Origin of the sequence: Mesorhizobium sp. M5C.F.Ca.IN.020.29.1.1, from assembly GCF_003997375.1 — a bacterium.
In the GTDB taxonomy this organism is placed as follows: Bacteria; Pseudomonadota; Alphaproteobacteria; order Rhizobiales; family Rhizobiaceae; genus Mesorhizobium; species Mesorhizobium wenxiniae.
Window position 1 is genome coordinate 1 of sequence record NZ_RZSW01000393.1, and the last position, 6108, is coordinate 6108.

2 protein-coding genes and 2 pseudogenes are annotated in these 6108 nt (G+C 62.2%); 3 read left to right on the forward strand and 1 reads right to left on the reverse strand.

Annotated features, from left to right (window positions below; translation table 11 throughout):
* Positions 1-1834: pseudogene (locus EOA85_RS25045) on the reverse strand (peptidoglycan-binding protein); the annotation flags it as partial.
* Positions 1835-2307: 473 nt separating this feature from the next.
* Here EOA85_RS25045 and EOA85_RS25050 point away from each other — a divergent pair.
* The 3 genes and pseudogenes from EOA85_RS25050 (at position 2308) to EOA85_RS40155 (ending at position 6105) form a co-directional block, all read left to right on the forward strand.
* Positions 2308-2769, forward strand: coding sequence for a MerR family DNA-binding transcriptional regulator (locus EOA85_RS25050; RefSeq protein ID WP_127211562.1), 462 nt, complete (start codon positions 2308-2310; stop codon positions 2767-2769).
* A gap of 312 nt (positions 2770-3081) precedes the next feature.
* The gene (locus tag EOA85_RS25055; protein WP_127211561.1) at positions 3082-4878 is read left to right on the forward strand and encodes an acyl-CoA dehydrogenase; all 1797 of its coding nucleotides are present in this window, start codon (positions 3082-3084) and stop codon (positions 4876-4878) included.
* 53 nt (positions 4879-4931) lie between these two features.
* Positions 4932-6105 (forward strand): annotated as a pseudogene (locus tag EOA85_RS40155) (acyl-CoA dehydrogenase family protein).
* The last annotated feature ends 3 nt before the right edge of the window (positions 6106-6108 follow it).

The window sequence follows — 6108 nt, forward strand, 5'->3', positions numbered from 1 at the left end:
CCTCGAAGGTCCTCGAATTGCGCTCGTCGGAACGGCGCGTCAGTGCTTCGAGCGTCTTCAGATCCTGGGCGAGGCCAGAGACGGCCGCCGTGTTGGCACTGGAGCCGGCCAGCGAACGGACGGCGCTCTCGGCTGCCTCGCGCGCCGCGCTGAGGATGGAATCGCGGGTGTCAGCCAGCGACTTCTCGATTTCGTTGAGACGGGGGCTGATGTCCTCGAATTCCGGCAGTGGCGTGCCGGGCTTCGAAAGATGCGCCGACAGACCGGCGACTTGCGCCTCCAAGCTGCGGATCAGGGCCGGGTCGATGCCGGCGACTTGTGCCGCGGATGAATCCAGCCGGCTTGAAATATCTTCGAGGCGGCCTTCCAGGCCACGGATCGCCGCTTCGCTTGCGGAATCGGGAACGCGCGTTTCCATGCGCTGGGCCAGCGCGCTGAAGCGGGCGTCGATGGCGTCCATGATGCCGGGCCCGTCGATCTGCGGCACACGTTGGTCCAGCCTGTCGACGACTTCGTCCAGCCGGCGCTCGAGATCACGAAACAGCATGTTGCCTTGTTCGATCGCGTCGCCTTGGCGGCGCTCTATCATGCCGGACAGCACGTCGAAACGTTGCTCCAGCCCCTGGAAGATGTAGTCGGCATCCGGCATGGCAGGCGCCCTGTCGATCTTGTCGGCAATGAGCGCGATCTGCTTGTCGAGACGCTCCATCGCCTGCTCCGGCAAATTGGCCCGGCCGGCAAGATCATCGACCCGGCTCGACAGCATGTTGAGGCGGTCAATAATCTCGCCGCTCGGGTGAACTTGCGTGACTTCCTCGATCTGCTGGGCAAGCGAGGCGATTCGCTTCTCGATTCGTTCGAGGGGTTCGGGGTCGATTGAATTGGCCTGCGCGGCGACGGTGGATGCGACGATAGCGCGGGAAATCTCGTCCAGCCGCTCGTCGATCATACCGAATGTTCCGCTGCCGCGATTGTCCTGCTGCCTGGCGAAATGATCGACGGCACCGGCAAGCGTGCGGACCTTTTCTTCGAGCGACCGCAGCGACAGTGATTCCGGCAAATTGTTGACGGCATTGCTGATCTGTTCGAGCCGGTCGGTCAGCATCGAAAGACCGGGTGCGTCGGACCGCTTGCGCTGATCGGCATCGACACGGTCCTCGAACGCGGTCCAGCGGCGGTCGAAATCGTCCCAGCGGCGGCCGACCGCCTGCACGCTCTCCTCGCGCGCCAACGTGTCGAGCGCGGCCTTGACCTGCTCCAGCTCGAGCCGGAGCATGTTGACGCTTCTGTCGTCGCTCTTTTCAGCAAGGGTCTGGATGGCGCCGGAAAGCCGCTCGAACTCGACGCCAAGTTCGGCGCTGCCTTTGCCGCCCCCCGATTGGCCACCCGGCTGGGCGCTTGCCTGGAAAGCCCGCTCGATGTCCTTGCGCAGCGCTTCGAATTCGCGCTGCAGGCCGGCGGTCATCTGGTGGCGCAGTTCCTCGCGCAGACCGCGCAATTCGCCGGCGATCTTGCCGACCACAGCGACGCCGTCTTCTTGGCCGCGGACGCGGTCGATGTCGCGGGCGATCGCCTGGTAACTCTGGTCGAAGGTAGCCGGCGCCGGGCTTTTCGGCGGCTGTGCGAGGCGCGGATCCTCATAGGGTCGGGCGCTGGCATAGCGCGGCTCCGCGCTCGGCCGGCGCGGATCGAGACGCTCGCTCATGTCCTCGCGCGTCCGCTCCAGCCGCTGCTCCAGCGTTTCCAGGGAACGGTTGAGCTGTTCAAGCGTGGTGTGCGGCCTGCGCTGCCTGCCGGCGTTGAGTGTATCGAGATAGGACCGCTTGCTGTTCATCGATGCGCCCGTTCAGAATTACTGCTGGCTTATGACCAGTTTCCCAAAGTCCTGCCGGAAACGAAGGCGGCCGCGCGGCTTAGCTACGGCGGAAGACCAACTTCCCGGGTTTCACCCGCGCTCCGAAAAACCGTGAAAAATTCGCTACAGAATAAACACGGGTAACCGACATGCGCACATTTCGCCCAACGTGGTAAACAACGCGTTAACTAAGCTTAAGAAGTTACAACGTGTTGGCGGGCCGCCTAAAGCGCCGCCGGGCCATGCGGTGCCGGATGCGGCAAAAGTTCCTCCCCACAACGCCCTTGCTTCGTGAGGCGGCTATCGGTATACAATTGACGTAAACGTAAAGATGCAGACTGTGCCGTTTGCGATTTGTTTGTTGAAACCACGAGTGGAAGCACGCCCCCGCTTCCACTCAGGCGACGCAAGGTGCGGGACCGCGACGCCACCAGATGGGGAAGCCAGTGACCATGAAACTTGTTTCGCCCGGCGAAGCCGCGGCCAATACCAATAACATGTCTGATAAAGCCGGCGAGGATCTTGTCCGCATCGGCGAAATGGCCAAGAAATACGGAGTTACGCTGCGCACGCTGCGTTTCTACGAGGACAAGGGCCTTCTCAATCCGCAGCGCGACGGCTCGACCCGTCTCTACACGCGCCGCGACAAGGCCCGGCTGAAACTGATCCTGCTCGGCCGCAAGGTCGGATTTTCGCTGCGTGACGTCAAGCAGATGATGGATCTGTATGACCCGACAGGCTCCAACACCAAGCAGTTGCGACTGGCGCTCGACAAGTCGGAGAAGCAGCTTGCCCGTCTGCAGAAGCAGCGGGCGCTGATCGACGACGCCATCAACGAGTTGAGCAACTCGATGGCGGCGGTCCGTCAGATGCTAAGCGAACGTGCGGCGCCGCAGGCCAGCGTCGCCGGATAATTCGATCTCGCCGGCTTCCGGTGACCGGGCTTCTGACGAATGAGAGCCGTGTGGCCTTGGCCGCGCGGCTCTTTCTGTCTTCCGGCTGCGTCGGGATGACTGCATTTCAATTTGTTCCGCACTGGCTTCAACGGTGTAGCGCCGCTACGCTCACGGGGTGAGGCTTCGGGAAAATTTGTCGCTTAAAAAAAATTGACGTTTACGCAAACGTCAACTTTTGCTATCCCCGACCTGAACATTGGTCCGCATGCTGTCCCTGACTTCTTCTTGGGGCTTGATTTCGGGCCAAGGCCGCATGGTGGAGGAAAACGCATGCCGATCTACAGGGCGCCGGTCCAGGACACACTGTTTGTGCTGAACGAGGTACTGGGCTACCAACGCTATTCCAACCTTCCCGGATTTTCCGACGCGACGTCGGATGTGGTCGAGGCCATCCTCGCCGAGGGCGCCAAGCTCGCCGAAAACGTCATGCAGCCGCTGAACCGCGTCGGTGACATGGAAGGTTGCGCGCGCCATGACGATGGCTCAGTGAGGACGCCGAAAGGCTTCAAGGAGGCCTTCGACCAATATCGCGATGGCGGCTGGATGGGACTGGCCGCACCCGTCGAATTTGGCGGCCAGGGTCTGCCTTACGCGGTGCATACCGCTGTTTCCGAATACATGGTTTCGGCCAACATGTCGCTGATGATGTATCCCGGCCTGACGCAGGGCGCGATCGCGGCGATTATTACTCACGGCACTGACGAGCAGAAGGCGATCTGGCTGCCGAAGCTGGTCGAGGGCGCCTGGACAGGCACCATGAACCTGACCGAGCCGCATTGCGGCACCGATCTCGGCCTGCTGCGCACTAAGGCGGTTCCCAATGGCGACGGCACCTACAGGATCTCAGGCCAGAAGATATTCGTATCGGCCGGCGAGCACGACATGTCGGACAACATCATCCACCTCGTGCTGGCCCGCATTGAGGGCGCACCGGAAGGCGTGAAGGGCATTTCGCTGTTCATCGTGCCGAAGCTCAAGCTCGATGCATCAGGCAATCCTAGCGAGAAGAACACCGTGTCCTGCGGCTCGATCGAGGAGAAGATGGGCATCCATGGCAATTCGACCTGCGTCATGAACTATGACGAGGCGCAAGGCACGCTGCTCGGCGAGGCCAATGGCGGGCTGAAGGCCATGTTCACGATGATGAACGAAGCCCGGCTCGGCGTCGGCCTGCAAGGGCTGTCTCTGTCGGAGGTCGCCTACCAGAACGCTGTGTCCTATGCCAAGGATCGCCTGCAGGGTCGCTCGTTGTCCGGGCCGAAGGCGCCGGACAAGAAAGCCGATCCGATCATCGTCCATCCCGACATCCGCCGCAGCCTGATGACCATGAAGGCCTTCAACGAGGCCGGCCGCGCGCTGGCGCTGTGGACGGCGATCAAGTCGGACATCGCTCACCGTGCCAGTGACGACAAGGACCGCCAGGCTGCCGACGACTACACCGGCCTGATGACGCCGGTGGTCAAGGGCGTGCTCACCGACAAGGGTTTCGACCACGCGGTGATGGCGCAGCAAGTGTTCGGCGGCCACGGCTACATCGAAGAGCACGGCATGAGCCAGTTCGTGCGCGATGCTCGCATCGCCATGATCTACGAAGGCGCCAACGGCATCCAGGCACTCGACCTCGTCGGCCGCAAGCTGGCCTTGAATGGCGGCCGCGCCGTGCAGGCCTTCTTCAAGGAGGTCGGCGAATTCTGCGAGGAGAACCGCACCGACGAGAAGATGGCGCCTTTCACCAAGGCGCTGAAGAAGGGCCTCAACGATCTGCAGGCGGCGACGATGTGGCTGATGCAGAACAGCATGGCCAAGCCCGACAACGCCGGCGCCGCCTCAACCGACTACATGCATCTCTTCGGCCTTGTGGCGCTGGGCTACATGTGGGCGCAGATGGCCAAGGCAGCCGGGGCGAAATTGGCGAGTGGCGCCAATGGGCCTTCGACCTTCTACGACAGCAAGCTTGTGACGGCGCGCTTCTTCATGGAGCGGATCATGCCGGAAACGTCGGCGCACCTCGCCCGCATCTCCAGCGGCGCCGAGACATTGATGGCACTGCCAGCGGAAGCGTTCTAAGCTCGACAGCGTCGGTACAGCCGGCCTTAACCTGTCGATACACGGAGGAAATCGTGGCGACAAATCCTGCCGAAGTGCTTGCTTTGCCCAAACCCGCCTGGGCGGCGGATGAGGTCGGCATGCTCTACGACATGGCGCACCGCTTCATGTCGGAAGAGATCGCGCCGCGCTATGACGAGTTCGAGATGAACGAGATGGTCGACCGCGAGTGCTGGCTAAAGGCGGGGGCGGCCGGTCTGCTCTGTGCCTCGATCCCGGAGGAATATGGCGGCTCGGGCGGGACATTCGCGCATGAGAGCGCCATCATCGAGGCGATCGGCCACGTCGGCGTCGACGGTTTCGGCATCGGCCTGCACAATTCGATTGTCGCCCCTTTATATCCTCCATTATGGCTCGGAGGAGCAGAAGAAGAGATGGCTGCCGAAACTGGCGACCGGCGAGCTGATCGGCGCCATCGCCATGACCGAGCCCGGCGCCGGCTCCGACCTGCAGGGCGTCAAGACGCGAGCCGAGAAGGACGGCAACCAGTACAAGGTCAACGGCTCGAAGACCTTCATCACCAACGGCCAGCTCGCCAATTTCATCATAGTCGTCACCAAGACCGATCCGGAGAAGGGCGCCAAGGGCACTTCGCTGATCGTCGTCGAGACCGGCGAGGTGGAAGGGTTCGAGCGCGGCCGCAACCTCGACAAGATCGGGCTCAAGGCCAACGACACGTCGGAACTGTTCTTCAACGATATGCGCGTGCCGACCTCCAATCTGCTCGGCCACGAGGAAGGCCAGGGCTTCGTCCAGCTCATGCAGCAATTGCCGCAGGAGCGGCTGCAGATCGGCACCGGCGCCATCGCCATGATCGAGCGGGCGCTGGCGTTGACCATCGACTACGTCAAGGAGCGCAAAGCCTTCGGCAAGGGGATTATCGAATTCCAGAATACCCAGTTCAAGCTCGCCGAACTGAAGACCGAAGCAACCATCGGCCGGGTCTTCTACAACGACTGCGTCGCCCGCCATGTCAATGGTGGCCTCGACCCGGTGACGGCCTCGATGGCCAAATACTGGCTGTCCGACCTGCAGGGAAAAGTCGTCGACGAGTGCCTTCAATTGCATGGCGGCTATGGCTACATGAATGAGTATCCGATCGCCCGCATGTTCCGCGACGCCCGCGTCCAGCGCATCTACGGCGGCACCAACGAGATCATGAAATTGCTGATCGGGCGGAGCCTTTAGGAG

Bases quoted from the DNA above. Each gene is read 5' to 3' on its own strand.
- EOA85_RS25050 (WP_127211562.1), top strand. From the start codon at position 2,308: ATGAAACTTGTTTCGCCCGGCGAAGCCGCGGCCAATACCAATAACATG.
- EOA85_RS25055 (WP_127211561.1), top strand. From the start codon at position 3,082: ATGCCGATCTACAGGGCGCCGGTCCAGGACACACTGTTTGTGCTGAAC.